Consider the following 18,588-nt stretch of genomic DNA (forward strand, 5'->3'; position numbering starts at 1 on the left):
GGGCAATGCTCCGCGACCACGCCGTCTACCAGCCCACAACTACTGCTGCGGCCGCTTGACAACGTCATTGAGAATCTCCTTCGCCAGGCCCGACAGTCAGGCCTACGATTACTTCAACGTTTTCTCAAGTGATGTGTTCATAACGTTTTTGATATGCCGCATCACGTGATCGATATGGGGCGCCGATGACGACCTTGCTGCAGCTCAACACGTTTCTGACGGTGGCGGACCTCGGCGGCTTCACGGCGGCGGGACGGCGGCTCGGGCTGTCGCAGCCTGCGGTCAGCCGCACCATCGCCGCACTCGAAAAGGAGGTGGGGCTGCCGTTGTTCGTTCGCCGCCGCGACGGGCTGTCCTTGACCGAAGCAGGTTCGGTCGCGCTACGACATGCGCGAGAAGCCGTTCGGCAGTTGACATTGATGCGCACCGAGGTGGCCGGCTTGGCCGGTGACGTCACCGGAACGCTGAGCCTGGCGAGTCTGCCGACAGCGACCGCCGCGCTCGTGGCACCGCAACTGCAGAGGTTCGTCCGACGCCATCCCGCCGTGACCATCCGCCAGCTCGAGGGCAGCGAGGAAGAGGTGCGCGACTGGCTGGACCAGGGTGTGGTCGAGGCCGGTGTGGTCAGGCTGCCCGCCAGGGGCCTCGAGGTCGCGCCCCTCGGTGATCAGGTCTTGGTGGCCCTCGTGCCCGCCGACAGTCGGCTGGCCGCCGAGGACAGCGTCGGCTATACGGACTTGGCCAGGGAGCCCTTCGTCCGCGGAACGGGGGGCTGCGCCGAGGTGTTCATGCCGATCGCGCGCCGACTCGGCGTGCAGTTCGACCTGGCGTTTGAAGCGCGGGAGATCCCGGCGACGCTGGAGATCGTGCGGGCCGGCCTCGGGGTGAGCATTCTGCCGCGCGACGGGCTGCCCGAGGTGCCAGGCGTCGTGGTGCGGCCGTTGGTGCCCGAGACCGTGCGCAGCCTCGGTATTGCCGTGTCCGCGAGCGCATCCGGGCCGGCGCGCGCGTTCCTCGCGCAGGTCGCGTCAGGCGAGGACTGAAACTAGCGAGACGACGGATGCTCGCTACCACAGCCGGTGCTCGCAAGCTAATCGTCGTCCTACGTGAATTCGCCGGTGAGATAGTGACTTTCAGATCTCGGGAGGACAACCGAATCTTGAAGGACATCATCGCCGAACCCGGCGAAGGCCGCGTCATCGTCGTCGACACCGAGGGAGTCACGCGGTGCGCCATGCTCGGAGACGACATGGCGCTCAAGGCGTACCGCAACGGCTGGGCGGGCGTCGTCATCAACGGCGCGGTGCGGGATGTAGACGCACTGTCTTCTATCCCGATCGGCATCAATGCATTGGGGTCGAACCCACGGCGCAGTCGCAAGGAGGCGACGGGCGAGCGAGGCGTTCTGGTCAGCTTCGGCGGTGCGCTCTTCACGCCCGGCGCGATCTTGGTCAGTGACTCCGATGGAATCGTGATCGGTCCTGCCACCCTTCTCGGGCGCGACTGGCCCAATCCCGCCGCGATCCCCGACGAGACATAGCCCCCAGCCGATAGAAAGCCCCGACCCGATGACGGGCGGGGCCTCTACAGAAGTTCTTTCTAAGATTGCTTGGTCAGGAGGCGCGGCGAATGCCTCGTTTCAGCAGCAACTCACGCTCGGACTCGGACAGGCCGCCCCAGATGCCGTAAGGCTCACCGACTGCGAGTGCGTGCGAGCGGCATTGAGCGATCACCGGGCACCGCCGACACATCTCTTTGGCGCGCATCTCCCGCTGCGCGCGGGCCCGGCCGCGCTCGCCATCGGGATGGAAAAACACCGACGAATCGACTCCCCGGCAAAGACCGTGCATCTGCCAATCCCAAATGTCGGCATTGGGTCCCGGTAGCTGCTGCGGCTGTGGCATGTGGAAAACCCCTCTCTACGCACCGATTTGGGGACCTCACGGGTGCGTGAGTCATGGAACCGATCCGAGCACAAGTCGCCGATGACTACTCGTGCAGACAAAGTAGGGGGGCTTAGCAAAAGCCGTCAATAGGCCGATCATGTGCTCAAGTGCATATCCGCAGGCTCAGAATTTACATCACGTTCATCGATACGACCCGCACGCAACGACAAGAGTGGTAGCCAATCGCACGGGCAGCCACGACGACTCGCATTTCCGCAGTTCGCTTACACCTGTGTCGCAACGGCTTCCACCCGCGACCAAGAGGCAGTTGACATGTTCGTAACGTGGCGCGCACGAACTGTTAACCATAGGAATTTTATGTCGGCGCGCCACGTATCCCGCAATTGATAGCGTCTGCGGCTGATGATCGCCAACGCCGCTTTCGGCGACGACCCCGGGCGCTGGCCGCTGCCCGCGGCGAGCACTCCAGAGGAGCTGTGGCTGCGCGCCGTGGTCGCCGGCGGGCAGGGCCGTTACGCGGGCGCCTACGCCGACCTGGCCACGCTGCGGCGGGCGCATCGCGTCGGCGCGTTGGTGTCTCTTGCACACAGCACCCAGGCGTCGTTTCTGCGCCAACTCGGCTGGCACGACAAGGCCCGCGGCTGGGACGGCCATGCGCTCGCGGTGGCCGGTGATCATGACGACGAGGCGCGGTGCGACGCATTGATCGGGCTGGCCGCCGACGCGCTCGGCGTGGGCAGGTTCGCGGCCTCGGCCGCGGCGTTGGCGGGCGCGCGGGATCTGCTCGACGACGCACCCGGCCGCTTGGCGGTACGGCTTGCATGGGTGTCGGCCGAGCTGGCAATGGCGATCGGAGATGGCGCGGCGGCGGTCCGGCACGCCGAACAAGCCGTTGCCCACGCCGAGGCGTTCGGCTCCGCGCGCCACCGCGCCAAGTCCGACGTCGTGCTGGCGGCCGCGCTGTGCAGTGACGGCCAGATCGAGCGGTCGCGCGCGTTAGCTGATTCGGCGCTGACGGCGACGCTTCGGCTGGGCCTCGTCCCGCTCGCGTGGGCCACGGCGTCACTACTGGCCGAAATCGGCAGCGGGAACCACACGGCTGAAGAAGTCGTTGGAATTCGCGGCGAGTGCGCTGATACCGTGCGGCGCCGTGGCGGCGTGTTGTTTGGTCGCTGACCTGATCCGTGTCGGGCGATAGCTAGTGTTTAGCCCAGGTAGCTAAGCGCCATCTGTCCCATTAGTAACGCTGGAGAGAGCTTCACCGATGACAATTTCGGGAGAACGTCTCGATGCTGTCGTTGCTGAAGCCGTGGCGGGCAACCGGGACGCTCTTCGGGAAGTGCTGGAGACCATCCGTCCGATCGTTGTCCGATATTGCCGAGCCAGGGTGGGGACGGCCGAACGGAGCGGTCTCTCTGCAGACGATATTGCCCAGGAGGTGTGCTTGGCCGCCATCACGGCGCTGCCGCGCTACAAGGATCAGGGACGACCGTTCCTGGCCTTTGTATACGGCATCGCTGCGCACAAGGTTGCTGACGCGCATCGCGCGGCCGCCAGGAACCGCTCGGACCCGATGGACGTCGTGCCCGAGCGTTACTCCGCGGACGCCGGTCCTGAACAGATGGCTCTCGAAGGCGAGGCCGCGGAGCGGATGAACAAGCTGCTGGCGATCCTGCCGGAGAAGCAGCGGGAGATCCTGATCCTGCGCGTGGTCGTCGGGATGAGTGCAGAGGAGACCGCGGAAGCGGTGGGCAGCACGGCCGGGGCCGTGCGGGTGGCACAGCATCGCGCATTGGCGCGGTTGAAGGCGGAGATCATCGCAACGGGGCACGATCATGCCTGACTTCAGTCGTTGGGGAACGAGCGGAGGCGATCCGTCGCTGAACGCTATCGCGCGCACGGACCGCTATCTCGACGCGCTTGCCTCTGAGCAGCCGGTGTACGCCACCGATCCGGCCGACGCCGAACTGGCCAACCTGATGGCAGGCTGGCGCGACGAGGTGCGCCGGCCGCCGGCGAGAAATGTTGCCACCCAACATGATGCCGAGATCGTCCTGCAGCGTGCCCTGGCGGGCCGCCGTCGGGCGCGGATGTCGATGGCCGTCGTCGGCTCGGTCGCCGCGGCGATGCTATGCCTCGGCGGCTTCGGCGCCATCGTCTACAGCGCGGCTCCCGGCGACGCCCTCTACGGGCTGCGGGTGTCGCTGTTCGGCGAGCAGCAGGTCACCCGCGACGACAAGGTGGCGCTTGCCGCGCAGACCGAGATGCAACAGGTCCAGCAGCTCATCGAGCAGGGCGATTGGAACGCCGCGCAGCAGAAGCTGCAGACCGTCACCTCGACGGTGCAGACCGTCGAGGATCCGCAGAAGCAGGAGGAGCTGCGCCAGCAGCTGGAACAGCTGACGGTCAAGGTCGAGACCCGCGACCCGAACGCGACCGTGCCTGCCTCGGCGCCCGTGCAGCCGCTGGCGCCCGAGGTCGTGGTGCCGCCGTTGCCGCAGTTGCCGGTCGCGCCGCCGCCGGGCGGGCCGGGTCAGCTTCCGCAGCTTCCGCCGCTGTTCGGCCCGGGCATCCCGTCGCTGCCACCGCCAGGGTCGGGCGTACCCGGTGTGCCGTTGCCGGACATCTCGCTGCCGCCGCTGCCGCTGCCCAAGCCGCTGCCCGACAGGGTTGACGAGGCGCCCAAACCTCTGCCTGGTCAGCAGCCCGGCCCGAAGCCGCTGCCTGCGCCCGCGCCTGGGGAACCCGAATCCGACGAGCCCAAGCCGCTGCCGAAGCCTGGCGACCAGCTGCCGAATCCCGGTCCCGCGCCCAAGCCGGACGAGCCGAAGCCGCAACCCAAGCCGGCGCCGCGGCCTGCTCCGGACGACTCCGAACCCGCGCCGGATTCGCCGCCCAAGCAGGAGGCGCCGCCCAAACAGGACGCACCGCCGAAGCAGGACGCACCCCCGAAGCAGGAGGCACCGCCCCAGCAGCAGCCGCCGAAGCAGGTGGTACCGCCAAAGCAGGAAGCGCCTGCACCGATTCCGCTACCGGATCTGCCCGCGCAAGAAGCGCCGGTGATACCCGCACCGAAGGCGCCCCCGGGGCCAGCCCCTGGGCAGGAGAAGCCGCGGGTGGAAATCACGACGACGATTCCGCCGATACCGGGTCAACCGGGTCAGAAGCCCAAGCGCGGGAACTGACGGCGTCAGACAGCGTCAGACGCTGACAGCGTCAGACAGAGTTCAGCGATATCCGTCGGAGTCCGACGTCGCCTCGTTGAGGGAGGCATCCGCATAGCCGCGGCAGTAATCCCAGGTCACGTACGCGTCCGGCTCAGGGTCGTAGGCCGGCTCGTGCGGGCGCACGGTGCCGTCGACGAGGAGCTGCAGCAGGTTGGCGCGCAGCATGTCCCAGTCGTGGTAGTGGTCCTGCTGGCATTCGTCGCAGCAGACGACCAGGCCACGAATCCCTTTGTGCGCCAGAAGCGCCTCATAGACGGCGAGGTCAGCGAGGTCGGCTTCGACGGCGGTGCGTTCCTGCGGGTCGAGCGGCTGACCGGGCTCGAGGGCGTCGAGCGCTCCCGAGGGGTCGCACGGGTCATCGGCGAACGGGTCCGGCGGCAAACCAGGCGGCAGGTGGTCTCGCACGGTTCTACCCTACGCAGCCTCCCAGGTATCGCGCTAGCGGTTGCCCGGCTAGCTGGCGATCCGCAGGAGCGCGTGCGACCGAGTTCTTGCGGGCAATGCCGATAAGATAGTTGTCTAGCTCTTCTCCGATGGAGGCCCACACCCATGTCGATCGCAGAAAGCGACATTCCCGTCGCCGTTCCGGTGCCGACCGGCGGAGACGACCCCACCAAAGTCGCGATGCTGGGGTTGACGTTCGACGACGTGCTGCTGCTGCCTGCCGCCTCCGACGTGGTGCCCGCCTCGGCAGACACCTCGAGTCAACTGACCCGGCGGATCCGGTTGAAGGTGCCGTTGGTCAGCTCGGCGATGGACACCGTCACCGAGGCGCGGATGGCGATCGCGATGGCCCGCGCGGGCGGCATGGGTGTGTTGCACCGCAACCTCCCCGTCGCCGAGCAGGCCGGTCAGGTGGAGACGGTCAAGCGCTCGGAAGCGGGCATGGTCACCGATCCGGTCACCTGTTCGCCGGACAACACGCTGGCCGAGGTCGACGCGATGTGTGCGCGGTATCGGATCTCGGGCCTCCCCGTCGTCGACGACACCGGCGCGCTCGTCGGCATCATCACCAATCGCGACATGCGTTTCGAGGTGGATCAGAACAAGCCGGTGTCCGAGGTGATGACCAAGGCCCCGCTGATCACCGCTCGCGAGGGTGTCACCGCCGACGCGGCACTAGGGTTGTTGCGCCGCAACAAGATTGAGAAGCTGCCGATCATCGACGGACACGGCCGGCTGACCGGGCTGATCACCGTCAAGGATTTCGTCAAGACCGAGCAGCACCCGCTGGCCACCAAGGACAGCGACGGCAGGCTGCTGGTCGGCGCGGCCGTCGGAGTCGGTCCCGACGCGTGGACGCGGGCGATGACGTTGGCCGACGCCGGAGCGGACGTGCTCGTCGTCGACACCGCACACGCACACAATCGCCTCGTGCTGGACATGGTCAGCAACCTCAAGCGGGAACTCGGTCACCGGGTCGACGTGATCGGCGGAAACGTGGCCACCCGCGCCGCTGCCGCCGCCCTGGTCGAGGCCGGTGCCGACGCGGTGAAGGTCGGCGTCGGTCCGGGTTCCATCTGCACCACCCGCGTGGTCGCCGGCGTCGGCGCACCTCAGATCACCGCGATCCTGGAAGCCGTCGCGGCGTGCGCTCCGCACGGCGTGCCGGTCATCGCCGACGGCGGACTGCAGTACTCCGGCGACATCGCCAAGGCGCTTGCCGCGGGCGCGTCGACGGCGATGCTTGGTTCGCTGCTGGCCGGTACTGCCGAGGCGCCCGGTGAGCTGATTTTCGTCAACGGCAAACAGTTCAAGAGTTACCGCGGCATGGGCTCGCTCGGTGCGATGCAGAACCGCGGCGACGCGAAGTCGTACTCGAAAGACCGCTATTTCCAAGATGATGCGCTCAGCGAGGACAAGCTGGTGCCTGAGGGCATCGAGGGCCGAGTGCCGTTCCGCGGCCCGCTGTCGACCGTGATCCACCAGCTCACCGGCGGCCTGCGGGCAGCGATGGGCTACACGGGTTCGGCGACCATCGAACAGTTGCAGCAGGCGCAGTTTGTGCGAGTCACTCCGGCCGGGCTGAAGGAGAGCCACCCGCACGACATCACGATGACCGTCGAAGCGCCGAACTACTACACCCGCTAGCGAGTACGCATGCGCGACATGGTCGAAATCGGGATGGGCCGAACTGCCCGCCGCACTTACGAACTCGAAGACATCAACATCGTTCCGTCCCGGCGCACACGGTCCAGCAAGGACGTGTCGACCGCGTGGCAACTCGACGCGTACCGCTTCGAGATTCCGGTGCTCAGCCATCCCACCGACGCGCTGGTGTCGCCGGAGTTCGCCATCGAGTTGGGCCGCCTCGGTGGGCTGGGCGTGCTGAACGGCGAAGGCCTCATCGGCAGGCATGCCGATGTGCAATCGAAGATCACTCAAGTCGTCGAGGCCGCGGAGAAGGAGCCCGAGCCCGCAGCCGCCATTCGCCTTCTGCAGCAACTACATTCGGCGCCGCTGGATCCCGACCTGCTTGGCGCGGCCGTCGCGCGCATCCGTGAGGCCGGGGTGACCACCGCCGTGCGGGTCAGCCCGCAGAACGCCCAAGCTCTGACACCGGCACTGGTCGCGGCTGGCATCGATCTGCTTGTCATTCAAGGCACGATCGTGTCGGCCGAACGCGTCGCCAGCGACGGTGAGCCGCTGAACCTCAAGACGTTCATCTCCGAACTCGACGTGCCGGTCGTCGCAGGCGGCGTGCTGGATCACCGCACCGCGCTGCACCTGATGCGGACCGGCGCGGCGGGCGTCATTGTCGGTTACGGCTCCACCAGTGGCGTGACCACCAGCGACGAGGTGCTCGGCATCAGCGTGCCGATGGCGACCGCGATCGCCGACGCCGCCGCGGCCCGCCGCGAGTATCTCGACGAAACCGGCGGCCGCTACGTACATGTGTTGGCCGACGGCGACATTCACACCTCCGGTGATCTGGCCAAGGCGATCGCCTGCGGCGCCGACGCCGTCGTGCTCGGCACCCCGTTGGCGTTGGCGGCCGAGGCGATGGGGGAGGGCTGGTTCTGGCCCGCCGCGGCGGCCCACCCGTCACTGCCGCGCGGCGCCCTGCTGCAAGTGGCCGTCGGGGAGCGGCCCTCGCTGGAGCAGGTGCTCATCGGCCCCTCCGACGACCCGTTCGGCTCGCTGAACCTCGTCGGCGGCCTGCGCAGGTCGATGGCCAAGGCCGGCTACTGCGACCTCAAGGAGTTCCAGAAGGTCGGTTTGACCGTCGGCAGCTGATCGGAGCGCAGTGCAGTACACACGACTGGGGTCTTCGGACCTGAAGGTCAGCCGAATTGCGTTCGGCTGCATGAGTTTCGGTGTGCCGACCGAGATCACGCCGTGGACGTTGAGCGAGGAGGACGCCCAGCCGTTCTTCCGGCAGGCCGTCGAGCTCGGCATCACGCTGTGGGACACCGCCAACATCTACGGCCTTGGCAGCTCCGAGGAAATCGTCGGCCGGGCGATCCGCAAGTACGTCCGTCGCGACGACATCGTGCTGGCCACCAAGCTATGCCTGCCAATGCATTCCGGCCCCGGCGGCTCCGGCCTGTCCCGCAAGGCGGTGATGGAGCAGATCGACGGGTCGTTGACCCGGCTCGGCACCGACTACATCGACCTCTATCAGATTCACCGCTTCGACCCCGAAACCCCGGTCGAGGAGACGATGGCGGCCCTGCACGACGTCGTCACCGCGGGCAAGGCCCGCTACATCGGGGCGTCGTCGATGTGGGCATGGCAGTTCGCGAAGATGCAGCACACCGCCGAACTGCACGGCTGGACGAAGTTCATCTCGATGCAGAATCAGTACAGCCTCATCTACCGCGAGGAGGAGCGCGAAATGTTCGGTCTCCTCGCGGATCAGGGCGTGGGTGCCATTCCCTGGAGTCCCTTGGCGGCCGGTCGGGTGACGCGACCGTGGGGCCAGCAGTCGTCGGCGCGGGCGGAACGCAACCCCGACACCGATTTCAGTGGCCGACCGCTCTGGCTCGACAGCGACCGCCACATCGTCGATGCCGTCGAACGCATCGCCTCCGAGCGCGGCGTGCCGATGGCGCAGATCGCGCTCGCGTGGGTGCTGAAGAACCCGGTGGTCGACGCGCCGATCGTGGGAACGACGAAAACCCACCACTTAACCGACGCCGTAGCTGCGCTGAACATCGAACTCACCGCCGATGAGATCGAGGCGCTGGAACGGCATTACGTCCCGCGGAACCCCACATACTTCTGACTCGAGCTGATCGTCAAAGCGACACGTTCTGTTCGTCACGACCGAACTCGATCTGCTTACCGTCGTAGGTTCCCGTGCATGACGTCACGACGCGGTAGGTCGTAAACGGTGCCGGCGCAGGCACATTGAAGTTAGCAGTCCCCTTGGGCGCGATGGTGAAGTTGTTGCTCGCTCCCGGCGTCCCGTTGTTGGCGGTCGCGTTGTAGGTGCAATTGCCGCCAATGTCGGCGGAGTTCGTGACGCTGACCGTCCACTGCAGCGGCGCCCGCGTGAACGTCACCCGGATGGCGTCCTTCGGCGCCGGGCAGGTTTGGCCTGCCGGCACCTCCGGGACGGGCGACCCGACGGGGCACTTGACGGGCTGCGGCGGCGGCGGGGGCGGCGGCGGCGGTGCCGCCGGGCCCGTGTCCGTGTTGGCCTGTGCCGGCGCGTCGATGCACTTGAGCGGCGTCACGGTCCGCCAGGACGCCGCGACCTCACCCGCATAGTCCGGGGGGATGTTCCTCAGCTGTTCGCCGCCGTCGTTGACGTGGCCGTCGTCGCCGACGGTGCCGTGGAAGTCCCAGATGTTGTTCGGCTTGTCGCCCCAGACGATGGACAGATCGACTTTCCTGCCCTGGACGGAGCCGCCGATGATCGTGCCGTCCACCTTGCCGCCGTCGACGAAGTGCACCGTGGCCGACGTTCGGGGAGTGGTTCCTGTCGTGTTGAACTTCACCCACCATCCTTTGCTGCCTGCGAGCTCGAACGGGCCGTCGAACGCGAACTGGTTGCACGGGGCCGCCTGCGCCTGCGGTGGTGTGACGGCGAGCAGCCCCGCGGCGGTCATCGCCGTAGCGAGGGCGTACAGCGGAGTCGAGGTGGAGACGAGTGGGCGTGACATGGCAACCCTCCTGTGCGCCGTCTGTAAACGCGGGATAGTAGCCACGCGACGTTGCTGACGTGCGGGTTTGGACACAATCGGACCGTTCCGGCGAAGCGGATGAGCCCTCGATCAGCGGTTGGCGACGGACGCCTCCAAGAAAGCCAGCGCATCGGCCCCCGCCTCGGCGACGAACACCAAATCAGCGACGGGTACCGGCAGGAAACCCTCGTCCTCCATCCGCCGCAGTTGAACTGTGAGCCCGTCGTAGAAGCCTGCGGTGTTGAGTAAGACCACTGGTTTGTTGTGCCGCCGGTGTTTCCTCAGTTCCAGAATCTCGGTCGCCTCGTCCAGGGTGCCGAGCCCGCCGGGCATCACCACGATCGCGTCAGAGCCGTTCAGCAGCAGCGCTTTTCGTTCGGCGAGATCCTTCGCGATCACCATTTCGTCGGCATCCTTGCGGGCCACATCCCGGAGGAATTCGACGGAGACGCCGACGAGCCGCCCACCCGATTTCCGCACCGCGTCGGCGACGACCTTCATCAGACCTGTGTCGGATCCGCCCCAGACGAGGGTGTGACCGTGGCCCCCGATGAGTTCGGCGAATTCGCGCGCGGGCCCCGAGTAGCGCTCGGCGAGATCGGCGGCGGAGAGGAAAACACAGATTCTCATGGAACACATCGAACTATGCTGGGCTCGCGCTGATTTCGTCGACCACGGTCAGGATGCCCGACGGCGCGTCGAGTGCTTCGATCGTGCGGGCGGCGGCGACGTCGATATGTACGCGTGGCGCAGGTGGCAGCTGCCCGTCGAAATAGGTGCCGGGTCCGTAGAAGAAGCCGTAGCGCAGCACGACGCCACCGGTGGCCAGAACGGCTTCTTCGAGAGATGCGGCCGCGGCTGCTTCCGGCCCTGGGCGCATCGCCCATGCGACGCTTTGCGCGACAACCTTCACCCGTGTCACGTCCGCCACAGCGTCGATGAGATTGCGAGTGCCTTCGCGCCGGATGCGGGCATTGAGCAGCGATTCCGTCGGCAGGTCCGCCAGTCTGTCGGGAAGGTCCGTCAACTCATGCAGCACCAGATCGGGGGAGAACCCACGTACGGCGCTCGTCAGCGCCGGGCGGTCGAACACGTCGCAGATGACGGGCCGGGCGCCGATCGAGGCCAGCAAATCTGCCTTGTTCGCTGACCTCGTCATCGCGGCGACTGTGTGCCCCGCATCAATCAGTAATGACACCAGGCGACTTCCGATGACTCCGGTTGCGCCGGCGAGATAAATGCGCATCAGTTGCCTCCGAGCAGGAACGGCATGGTGCCATACGGATAGAAGTCGATGGCCGGGGTTGAGCCGGTGATCTCGACATTGCCCGGCGACTGGCACGTCGTTGCCGCAATGGTCGCCAAGCAGATTTTCGGCAGCGGTGCGGGAGCCGCTGCGGCCGTCGGAGCCGAAGCAAGCCCCACGGCGGCCACCAGTGCGGACGCCAGCACCGGCCAAGTCGGTTTGAATTTCATTCTCATGCTCCTTTGTTGACGTCCCTGATCAGGACGAATTCCGATTCGATAGCACTGACGCTACGTCCAAAGTGGCTTAGGTATATGGTCCAGTTTCATGGCGAATTCATGGGCCACTTTGTCCGATGACGGATCGTCGGGAGCTGGTGCCGACCTGCATCTGGAGCTGTCGGGACCCCGGCTGCGGACTGGGCTGATGAATGCCCTCCGTGAGGCCGTGCGGATGGGACGGCTAACGCCGGGCAGCCGGCTTCCGTCGTCGCGTGCGCTAGCCGCCGACCTGGGCGTCGCCCGCAACACCGTCGCCGACGCATACGCCGAACTGATCGCCGAAGGCTGGCTCGCCGCCCAACAAGGGTCTGGGACGCGGGTCGCGCTGCGGGCCGAGCCGCGTCGCGGTGCACTCAGCGGTGCGCGTGCAACGCCGACCCCGCGTCGTCCGACCTACGAGCTGATGCCCGGCACACCGAATCTCGCGGAGTTCCCGCGGTCCGCATGGCTGGCCGCCGCCCGCCGCGCGCTGAGCGCGGCACCCCATGACGCCTTCGGGTACGGCGACGTCGCGGGCCGGGTAGAGCTGCGCACCGTGCTCGCGGAATATCTCGCGCGCGCCCGCGGGGTGAACGCCACGCCGGAGCGAATCGTTCTTTGCTCGGGCTTCCACCACGGTCTGACTTTGATGGCTCAGACACTTAAGGCGCGAGGGGCGCGGTCGGTGGCCGTTGAGTCCTACGGCTTCGGGATCTATCGCGACGTGCTGGCGAGCGCCGAGCTGAACACTCCTCCGCTGCCCGTCGACGAATATGGCGCGCGCACCGACGGATTGGCGCAACTGGGCGCTGTCGGGGCGGTGTTGTTGACGCCGGCGCATCAGTATCCGACCGGAGTCGAGTTGCGTGCCGACCGGCGGACAGCCGCCATCGACTGGGCGCGCACCACCGGCGGCCTGATTCTGGAAGACGACTATGACGGGGAGTTCAGATACGACCGCAGGCCGGTTGGCGCGCTGCAAGGCCTCGACCCCGACCGGGTGGTGTATTTCGGGTCGGCGAGCAAGTCGCTGGCTCCAGGTCTGCGGCTGGCCTGGATGGTGCTGCCCGAGCAGCTCGTCCCTGAGGTGGTGGCCGCCAAGGGTCCCGTCGATCACTCCAGCTTGCTGGAACAGCTGACACTCGCGCAGTTCATCGCGTCGGGTGGCTACGACCGCCACGTCCGCTCAATGCGTCTTCGCTACCGACGCCGCCGCGACCAGTTGGTCGCCGCGGTAGCGCAGCGGGCGCCCGCGATCCGAGTGACGGGGATGGCCGCGGGGTTGCAGGCGGTCCTCGAACTTCCGCGGGGCACCGAGCGCTCGGTGGTGCGGGCGGCGGCCTCCCGCGGCTTGGCGGTCAGCGGGATGGCGGAGTTCCGGTACGACGTCGCGGGGACGGGCGATCATATGCGCGGAAGAGACGCACTGGTAGTCGGCTACGCCGGCCCCTCGGACAGCGCATGGGCAGGTGCGCTGGACGCCCTGTGCAGCGTGCTGACCTCGGGCTAAGGCCACCCTGACTAGTGGTTACCGACGGGTAAGTTCATACTGGTGCGATGAAGCCTGACTATGACGTTTTGATCATTGGCTCGGGGTTCGGGGGCAGTGTTTCCGCGTTGCGGCTCACTGAGAAGGGCTACCAGGTGGGCGTGCTCGAGGCCGGCCGCCGCTTCGCCGACGAAGAGTTCGCCAAGACCTCATGGAATCTGCGGAAGTTTCTGTGGATGCCGAAGCTCGGCATGTACGGCATCCAGCGGATCCACCTGCTCCGCAACGTCATGATCCTGGCCGGCGCAGGCGTGGGCGGCGGGTCGCTGAACTACGCCAACACGCTGTACGTGCCGCCGGACCCGTTCTTCAACGACGCGCAGTGGAGACACATCTCCGACTGGCGCGCTGAGCTGATGCCGCACTACGAGCAGGCGCAGCGCATGCTCGGCGTGGTCCAGAACCCGACCTTCACCGACGCCGACAAGGTGATGAAGGAGGTCGCCGACGAGATGGGAGTCGGCGACACGTTCGTGCCCACGCCCGTCGGCGTCTTCTTCGGCCCCAACGGCACCAAGGCGCCGGGCAAGACTGTCCTCGACCCTTACTTCGGCGGTGTCGGTCCCGACCGCACCGGCTGCATCGAATGCGGATCCTGCATGACGGGCTGCCGCTACGGCGCCAAGAACACCCTCGTCAAGAACTACCTCGGGCTTGCGGAACGCGCTGGGGCGCAAGTACATCCGATGACCACGGTGACCGGCTTCAAGCAGCGGCCCGACGGCCTGTGGGAGGTCAAGACCGTCCACACCGGACGGGCGCTGCGGCGCAACCGGCGCACCTTCACCGCCACCAACCTGATCCTGGCGGCAGGCACGTTCGGCACCCAGAAGCTCTTGTTCAAGATGCGCGACCGCGGCAACCTACCCAAGCTCTCGCCCAGGCTCGGCGTGCTCACCCGCACCAACTCCGAGTCGATCGTCGGCGCCGGTCGCCTGGAGGTGCGCGATGACCTCAACCTCACCCACGGCGTCGCCATCACGTCGTCGATCCACCCCACGCCCGACACCCACATCGAGCCGGTTCGATACGGCAAGGGCTCCAACGCGATGGGTCTGCTGCAGACCCTGATGACCGACGGCGCCGGACCCGAGGGCACCGACGTGCCGCGCTGGCGCCAACTGCTCGACCAGGCGCGCAAGGACCCCAAGAAGATGCTGCGGTTGCTCAACCCGCGACGCTGGAGCGAGCGGACCATGATCGCGCTGGTCATGCAGCACCTGGACAACTCGATCACGACCTACACCAAGCGCACCAAGCTGGGCTTCCGCCGGATGGTCAGCAAGCAGGGCCACGGCGAACCGAACCCGACGTGGATCCCCGTCGGCAACGAGGTCACCCGCAGGCTGGCGGAAAAGATCGACGGCGTCGCGGGCGGCACCTGGGGCGAGCTGTTCAACATCCCGCTGACCGCGCACTTCCTCGGCGGGGCGGTCATCGGCGACAGCCCCGAACACGGTGTCATCGACCCGTATCACCGCGTCTACGGATATCCGAGCCTCTATGTCGTCGACGGAGCCGCGATCTCGGCGAATCTGGGCGTGAACCCGTCGTTGAGCATCACCGCGCAGGCCGAACGGGCCGCGTCGCTGTGGCCGAACAAGGGCGAAGAGGACCTGCGGCCACGCCAGGGCGAGCCCTACCGCAGGCTCGCGCCGATCGAACCGAAGAATCCGGTCGTGCCCGCCCACGCCCCCGGCGCGCTGCGCTGGACACCGTTCACGCCGGTCAGTTCGGCCGGTTGATTAGGGCCGACACCGGGTACAGGCACAGGGCACGCCGGGTCGCGAAGGGTTTCGGCGCGAAAGAGGTGAAAGGGCCATGCGGACCGCCTACCATCAGGAGCTTTCCCGCCTCGGCGCCCAGCTCGGCGAGATGTGTGGGCTGGCCGCCGACGCGATGGAGCACGCCACCACGGCGCTGCTGGAGGCCGACCTGACGCTGGCCGAACAGGTGATCGCCGACCACGATCAGCTCAAGACCTTGAGCCAGCGCAGCGAAAGCTCGGCCCTCAGACTGCTCGCGCTGCAGGCCCCGGTCGCCGGTGACCTGCGAAAGATCGTCGGGTCCATCCACGTCAGCGCCGACATCGAACGCATGGGCGCGCTCGCCGTGCACGTCGCCAGCATCTCGCGGTTGCGCCACCCCGATTGCGCTTTACCGGACGAGGTGCGCGCCAGCTTCGCCGAAATGGGCTCGCGAGCGGTCAAGCTGGCGCGAACCGCGCAGGAGGTGCTGATCAGCAACGACTCCGGCAAGGCGTCGCGCCTGGAGACCGAGGACGACGCCGTCGACGCCGAGCACCGGCATTTGTTCACGCTGCTGATCGACCGCAATTGGCAAGACGGAGTGTGTTCGGCCGTCGACGTCGCGCTGCTGGGCCGCTATTACGAACGGTTCGCCGACCACGCCGTGGAGATCGGCAGGCGCGTGGTGTTCGAAGCGACCGGGGGGCTGCCGACGCACAAACAGCTGGCCTGAGGCCGCGTCTAGGTCGGCGTCTCGGTGCGGTGCGTGATCTCCGCTTCGAGCTGCTCCTCGAATGCGCCTTCGTCGCGGCCGAGCCTGATCGTCGCCGCCGCCATCGCCAGCACTGCGGCCGCCAGCAGCCCGATCCGCACCGGGTCGGTGACCGCCAGCGTCTCACCGAGCACGACGACGCCAAGCGACACCGCGACCAACGGCTCGAGCACCAGCATCGTCGGCACCGACGTCTGCAACGCGCCCGCGTGAAATGCCGACTGCTGCAACAACGTTGCGGCCACCCCGAGGAAGACCACCAGATACGGGGCGGGCACGACCAGCATGCCCCATACGCCCTCGTCGTTGAGCCGCTGCACGGTCACCTTGGTCAACACCGCGACCGCGCCGAACATGACGCCGACGGCCGTGGCGATCAGCAGGGCGCGGTTGCGTCCCTGCGCGCGGGCGCCACCGACAATGCAACCGCCCACCACCGTCACGCAGATGACCGCCGCGGTGATCGACACGAGCAGCGGTGGGCGGTAGTCGCCGTGCTGCACCCGCGCCAGCGTGACGAAGATCGCCAGTCCCACCGTCAGGATCAGCGCCCACACCCAGTCGTGGGTGGTGACACGGCGATGCGCCATCCGGGCGCTCATCGGCAACGCGAAGAGCAGGGCCGACACCAACAGCGGGGCCACCAGGATCAGCGAGCCCCACGTCAAAGCCAGCGCTTGGAAGCCATAACCGGACGCCGCGACCGCCGTCCCCGCCCACCACAGGCGGTTGCGCAGCAGCTTTCTGAACATGGTGGTGGTGACGCCCTCTTCGGGAGGGATCTCGATCGTCGCGCGTTGACGGATGACGATCCCGAGTGCCGAGGTCACCGCGGCCGCCAAGGCCAGCACCACGACCACCCACTCCGGCATGTGCCTCCTGTCGACGAATCTGCGAACCTATCTGCTACCCCGGGATACCCAACCACAATCGTGCGGCCCGCGACGATGCCAAGGGGCAGAGGTACTTCCATAGTGTCGCGTGGACGGGCGGCCTGGCCCGCTGAGGTGGGGTGACGCTCCGGCGGGCGGTAGCGGCCTGCGCCCGTAGACTGATCAGGTGCACCCTTCATCCCCTCGCCCCGTACTGGTGGTCGATTTCGGTGCGCAGTACGCGCAGTTGATCGCGCGGCGTGTGCGTGAAGCCCGGGTGTACTCCGAGGTCGTCCCGCATACCGCCGGCATCGAGGAGATCAAGGCCAAGGACCCGCAGGCCATCGTGCTGTCGGGCGGACCGGCCAGCGTGTACGAGGAGGGGGCTCCGCAGCTCGATCCCGGCGTGTTCGACCTCGGCGTGCCGGTGTTCGGCATCTGCTACGGCTTCCAGGCGATGGCGCAGACCCTCGGGGGCACCGTGGCCCGCACCGGCACCAGCGAGTACGGCCGCACCGAACTGAATGTGACTGGGGGACAACTGCATTCGGATCTTCCCGAAAAGCAGCCGGTGTGGATGAGCCACGGCGACGCGGTGACCGCGGCGCCGGACGGCTTCGAGGTCGTGGCCACCAGCTCCGGTGCGCCGGTCGCGGCGTTCGAGAACCGGGCCCGTCGACTGGCCGGGGTGCAGTATCACCCCGAGGTGATGCACACCCCGCACGGGCAGCAGGTGCTCAGCCGCTTCCTGCACGAGTTCGCAGGCATCGATTCCACCTGGACGCCCGCCAACATCGCCGACAGCCTGGTCGAACAGGTCCGCGAGCAGATCGGCGACGGCAGGGCGATCTGTGGGCTGTCCGGCGGGGTGGACTCGGCGGTCGCGGCCGCGCTGGTGCAGCGCGCCATCGGCGACCGGTTGACGTGCGTGTTCGTCGACCACGGCCTGCTGCGGGCCGGGGAGCGGGCTCAGGTGCAACGCGACTTCGTCGCGGCCACCGGCGCCAAACTCGTGACCGTCGACGCCGCCGAACGGTTCCTGCAGGCGCTGGCCGGGGTGACCAACCCGGAGGGCAAACGCAAGATCATCGGCCGCGAGTTCATCCGCGCGTTCGAGGGCGCGGTGCGCGACATCGTCGGCGACGACGGACCCGACGTCGAATTCCTGGTGCAGGGCACGCTGTATCCCGACGTGGTGGAGTCCGGCGGCGGTTCGGGCACGGCCAACATCAAGAGCCACCACAACGTCGGTGGGCTGCCCGGCGACCTGAAGTTCAAGCTCGTCGAGCCGTTGCGGCTGCTGTTCAAAGACGAGGTCCGCGCTGTCGGGCGCGAACTGGGCCTGCCCGAGGAAATCGTTGCGCGGCAACCCTTCCCGGGGCCCGGCCTGGCCATCCGGATCGTCGGCGAGGTGACCGCCGACCGGCTCGAGACGCTGCGCAGCGCCGACGCGATCACCCGTGAGGAACTGACCGCGGCCGGTCTGGACAACCAGATCTGGCAGTGCCCGGTGGTGCTGCTCGCCGACATCCGATCGGTCGGCGTGCAGGGCGACGGGCGCACCTACGGCCATCCCGTCGTGCTGCGGCCGGTGTCCAGCGAGGACGCCATGACCGCGGATTGGACGCGGGTGCCCTACGAGGTCCTCGAGCGCATTTCGACCCGCATCACCAACGAGGTGTCCGAAGTGAACCGCGTCGTGCTGGATGTCACCAGCAAGCCGCCGGGCACCATCGAATGGGAATAGTCTTTCTGCGCGAGCAGACGCTAATGTCCGCTCTTTCCTGGGGCGATTTCAGGGGGTGATTGCAACAGCCACCTTGTTGGAGGTTGTTGTGTATCTGAAGGCTTATCCCTGGATTATGCGTCAGTTCT

General features: G+C 67.3%; 19 protein-coding genes. 12 read left to right on the forward strand and 7 right to left on the reverse strand.

The window, feature by feature from the left end; genetic code table 11:
- The first annotated feature begins 185 nt into the window (after nt 1-185).
- Together CQY20_RS29850 and rraA are read left to right on the forward strand one after the other, a co-directional pair.
- Nucleotides 186-1,043: a LysR family transcriptional regulator gene (locus CQY20_RS29850; RefSeq protein ID WP_097944339.1), complete on the forward strand. Its 858-nt coding sequence runs from the start codon at nt 186-188 to the stop codon at nt 1,041-1,043.
- 17 nt (nt 1,044-1,060) lie between these two features.
- Nucleotides 1,061-1,540, forward strand: coding sequence for a ribonuclease E activity regulator RraA (gene rraA, locus CQY20_RS29855; protein WP_097944341.1), 480 nt, complete (start codon nt 1,061-1,063; stop codon nt 1,538-1,540).
- Nucleotides 1,541-1,613: 73 nt separating this feature from the next.
- Here rraA and CQY20_RS29860 read toward each other — a convergent pair whose 3' ends face one another.
- Nucleotides 1,614-1,904, reverse strand: coding sequence for a WhiB family transcriptional regulator (locus tag CQY20_RS29860; protein ID WP_097944343.1), 291 nt, complete (start codon nt 1,902-1,904; stop codon nt 1,614-1,616).
- 405 nt (nt 1,905-2,309) lie between these two features.
- Here CQY20_RS29860 and CQY20_RS29865 point away from each other — a divergent pair, with 405 nt between their 5' ends.
- The 3 genes from CQY20_RS29865 (at nt 2,310) to CQY20_RS29875 (ending at nt 5,092) form a co-directional block, all read left to right on the forward strand.
- On the forward strand, nt 2,310-3,083 hold the full coding sequence (locus CQY20_RS29865) for a hypothetical protein (RefSeq protein WP_097944345.1): 774 nt from the start codon (nt 2,310-2,312) through the stop codon (nt 3,081-3,083).
- A gap of 88 nt (nt 3,084-3,171) precedes the next feature.
- On the forward strand, nt 3,172-3,750 hold the full coding sequence (locus CQY20_RS29870) for a sigma-70 family RNA polymerase sigma factor (protein WP_097944347.1): 579 nt from the start codon (nt 3,172-3,174) through the stop codon (nt 3,748-3,750).
- On the forward strand, nt 3,743-5,092 hold the full coding sequence (locus CQY20_RS29875) for an anti-sigma-D factor RsdA (RefSeq protein ID WP_097944349.1): 1,350 nt from the start codon (nt 3,743-3,745) through the stop codon (nt 5,090-5,092). Before CQY20_RS29870 ends, CQY20_RS29875 begins: the two co-directional genes overlap by 8 nt.
- A 42-nt stretch (nt 5,093-5,134) precedes the next feature.
- Here CQY20_RS29875 and CQY20_RS29880 read toward each other — a convergent pair whose 3' ends face one another.
- On the reverse strand, nt 5,135-5,539 hold the full coding sequence (locus tag CQY20_RS29880; protein WP_097944351.1) for a DUF5319 domain-containing protein: 405 nt from the start codon (nt 5,537-5,539) through the stop codon (nt 5,135-5,137).
- Between the two features lie 144 nt (nt 5,540-5,683).
- Between CQY20_RS29880 and guaB the strand changes: the two genes are divergently transcribed.
- The 3 genes from guaB to CQY20_RS29895 are packed head-to-tail and all read left to right on the forward strand — an operon-like array spanning nt 5,684 to nt 9,362.
- A complete protein-coding gene (guaB, locus tag CQY20_RS29885; RefSeq protein ID WP_097944353.1) occupies nt 5,684-7,225 on the forward strand; it encodes an IMP dehydrogenase in 1,542 nt (513 codons plus the stop codon).
- 18 nt (nt 7,226-7,243) lie between these two features.
- Complete coding sequence (locus CQY20_RS29890) at nt 7,244-8,371, forward strand: GuaB3 family IMP dehydrogenase-related protein (protein WP_174814749.1); 1,128 nt, start codon at nt 7,244-7,246, stop codon at nt 8,369-8,371.
- A 10-nt stretch (nt 8,372-8,381) separates the two neighbouring features.
- Nucleotides 8,382-9,362, forward strand: coding sequence for an aldo/keto reductase (locus CQY20_RS29895; protein WP_097944357.1), 981 nt, complete (start codon nt 8,382-8,384; stop codon nt 9,360-9,362).
- A gap of 13 nt (nt 9,363-9,375) precedes the next feature.
- On the opposite strand, the gene CQY20_RS29900 is transcribed toward CQY20_RS29895, so the two are convergent.
- From CQY20_RS29900 to CQY20_RS29915, 4 genes are all read right to left on the reverse strand, one after another.
- On the reverse strand, nt 9,376-10,245 hold the full coding sequence (locus tag CQY20_RS29900) for a hypothetical protein (RefSeq protein ID WP_133119162.1): 870 nt from the start codon (nt 10,243-10,245) through the stop codon (nt 9,376-9,378).
- Between the two features lie 111 nt (nt 10,246-10,356).
- Nucleotides 10,357-10,896: an LOG family protein gene (locus CQY20_RS29905; protein WP_097944361.1), complete on the reverse strand. Its 540-nt coding sequence runs from the start codon at nt 10,894-10,896 to the stop codon at nt 10,357-10,359.
- A gap of 13 nt (nt 10,897-10,909) precedes the next feature.
- Nucleotides 10,910-11,512, reverse strand: a complete 603-nt coding sequence (locus CQY20_RS29910) for an SDR family oxidoreductase (RefSeq protein WP_097944363.1) — start codon at nt 11,510-11,512, stop codon at nt 10,910-10,912.
- A complete protein-coding gene (locus CQY20_RS29915) occupies nt 11,512-11,742 on the reverse strand; it encodes a hypothetical protein (RefSeq protein WP_097944365.1) in 231 nt (76 codons plus the stop codon). Before CQY20_RS29915 ends, CQY20_RS29910 begins: the two co-directional genes overlap by 1 nt.
- A gap of 97 nt (nt 11,743-11,839) precedes the next feature.
- Here CQY20_RS29915 and pdxR point away from each other — a divergent pair, with 97 nt between their 5' ends.
- From pdxR to phoU, 3 genes are all read left to right on the forward strand, one after another.
- Nucleotides 11,840-13,282 (forward strand): MocR-like pyridoxine biosynthesis transcription factor PdxR, encoded by a 1,443-nt coding sequence (gene pdxR / locus CQY20_RS29920; protein WP_097944366.1) that lies wholly within the window; start codon nt 11,840-11,842, stop codon nt 13,280-13,282.
- A gap of 47 nt (nt 13,283-13,329) precedes the next feature.
- Nucleotides 13,330-15,066, forward strand: coding sequence for an FAD-dependent oxidoreductase (locus CQY20_RS29925; RefSeq protein ID WP_097944367.1), 1,737 nt, complete (start codon nt 13,330-13,332; stop codon nt 15,064-15,066).
- A 76-nt stretch (nt 15,067-15,142) separates the two neighbouring features.
- The gene (phoU, locus tag CQY20_RS29930; RefSeq protein ID WP_097944368.1) at nt 15,143-15,802 is read left to right on the forward strand and encodes a phosphate signaling complex protein PhoU; all 660 of its coding nucleotides are present in this window, start codon (nt 15,143-15,145) and stop codon (nt 15,800-15,802) included.
- Nucleotides 15,803-15,810: 8 nt separating this feature from the next.
- Here phoU and CQY20_RS29935 read toward each other — a convergent pair whose 3' ends face one another.
- Nucleotides 15,811-16,713 (reverse strand): DMT family transporter, encoded by a 903-nt coding sequence (locus CQY20_RS29935; RefSeq protein ID WP_097944370.1) that lies wholly within the window; start codon nt 16,711-16,713, stop codon nt 15,811-15,813.
- 187 nt (nt 16,714-16,900) lie between these two features.
- Here CQY20_RS29935 and guaA point away from each other — a divergent pair, with 187 nt between their 5' ends.
- On the forward strand, nt 16,901-18,460 hold the full coding sequence (guaA, locus tag CQY20_RS29940) for a glutamine-hydrolyzing GMP synthase (protein ID WP_097944372.1): 1,560 nt from the start codon (nt 16,901-16,903) through the stop codon (nt 18,458-18,460).
- Nucleotides 18,461-18,588 lie beyond the last annotated feature (128 nt).

It is taken from the genome of Mycolicibacterium agri (genome assembly GCF_002553505.1).
Lineage (GTDB): Bacteria > Actinomycetota > Actinomycetes > Mycobacteriales > Mycobacteriaceae > Mycobacterium > Mycobacterium agri.

Coding starts and splice junctions, on each gene's coding strand:
- pdxR (WP_097944366.1), top strand. CDS start 11,840: ATGGCGAATTCATGGGCCACTTTGTCCGATGACGGATCGTCGGGAGCT.
- CQY20_RS29915 (WP_097944365.1), bottom strand. CDS start 11,742: ATGAAATTCAAACCGACTTGGCCGGTGCTGGCGTCCGCACTGGTGGCC.
- rraA (WP_097944341.1), top strand. CDS start 1,061: ATGCTCGCTACCACAGCCGGTGCTCGCAAGCTAATCGTCGTCCTACGT.
- CQY20_RS29905 (WP_097944361.1), bottom strand. CDS start 10,896: ATGAGAATCTGTGTTTTCCTCTCCGCCGCCGATCTCGCCGAGCGCTAC.
- CQY20_RS29870 (WP_097944347.1), top strand. CDS start 3,172: ATGACAATTTCGGGAGAACGTCTCGATGCTGTCGTTGCTGAAGCCGTG.
- CQY20_RS29860 (WP_097944343.1), bottom strand. CDS start 1,904: ATGCCACAGCCGCAGCAGCTACCGGGACCCAATGCCGACATTTGGGAT.
- CQY20_RS29910 (WP_097944363.1), bottom strand. CDS start 11,512: ATGCGCATTTATCTCGCCGGCGCAACCGGAGTCATCGGAAGTCGCCTG.
- CQY20_RS29890 (WP_174814749.1), top strand. CDS start 7,244: ATGGTCGAAATCGGGATGGGCCGAACTGCCCGCCGCACTTACGAACTC.
- CQY20_RS29875 (WP_097944349.1), top strand. CDS start 3,743: ATGCCTGACTTCAGTCGTTGGGGAACGAGCGGAGGCGATCCGTCGCTG.
- CQY20_RS29850 (WP_097944339.1), top strand. CDS start 186: ATGACGACCTTGCTGCAGCTCAACACGTTTCTGACGGTGGCGGACCTC.
- CQY20_RS29865 (WP_097944345.1), top strand. CDS start 2,310: ATGATCGCCAACGCCGCTTTCGGCGACGACCCCGGGCGCTGGCCGCTG.
- CQY20_RS29900 (WP_133119162.1), bottom strand. CDS start 10,245: ATGTCACGCCCACTCGTCTCCACCTCGACTCCGCTGTACGCCCTCGCT.
- CQY20_RS29925 (WP_097944367.1), top strand. CDS start 13,330: ATGAAGCCTGACTATGACGTTTTGATCATTGGCTCGGGGTTCGGGGGC.
- phoU (WP_097944368.1), top strand. CDS start 15,143: ATGCGGACCGCCTACCATCAGGAGCTTTCCCGCCTCGGCGCCCAGCTC.
- guaB (WP_097944353.1), top strand. CDS start 5,684: ATGTCGATCGCAGAAAGCGACATTCCCGTCGCCGTTCCGGTGCCGACC.
- CQY20_RS29935 (WP_097944370.1), bottom strand. CDS start 16,713: ATGCCGGAGTGGGTGGTCGTGGTGCTGGCCTTGGCGGCCGCGGTGACC.